Genomic DNA, 517 nt, shown 5'->3' with positions numbered 1-517 from the left:
AAACTTTAAATTAAAACCACACGCCTTAGCTAAAATAGCATTCGATGCCCCTTTAAGTTACGATGTAAACCTAAACCTTTTTATGTATGACGTTGTAGAAATAGGCGCTGGATACCGTTTAGAAGATTCCTTTAGCGGAATGATTAATTTTATGATCTCACCAAACTTAAGAATAGGTTACGCATACGATAGTATCCAATCCGATTTAGACATAGCCACTAGTTCATCACACGAGGTGTTTATTAATTTCGATATTTTCCTACCAAAGAAAATATCTCGTTCACCACGTTATTTCTAATTGTTTAAATAAAAAGATAAAAATCATCAGATGAAAAATATAGCATTATTTATAACATTAGTATTCTTGGGTAGCCTGAGCACAAATGCTCAAAGCAAAGCGACCAAGAAAGCCGACAAGCACTTTGCAAAACTAGAGTTTGTAAAAGCAGCCGAAGCCTACAATAAATTAATAGAAAAAGGCAAAGGAGACCCTTACATCTATGGCCGTTTAGCAGAA

1 protein-coding gene and 1 pseudogene are annotated in these 517 nt (G+C 34.6%); both read left to right on the top strand.

All coding sequences use genetic code 11. The features are described 5' to 3' along the window. Window positions 1-298 (top strand): type IX secretion system membrane protein PorP/SprF (locus tag AC2D8I_RS16355; RefSeq protein ID WP_484707186.1); only part of this gene is annotated, 298 nt, incomplete at its 5' end. 30 nt (window positions 299-328) lie between these two features. Continuing rightward, window positions 329-517 (top strand): annotated as a pseudogene (locus AC2D8I_RS16350) (hypothetical protein); the annotation flags it as partial.

Source organism: Lacinutrix sp. YIN62 (assembly GCF_057219185.1).
This window is presented reverse-complemented; position numbering and strand designations above follow the sequence as displayed.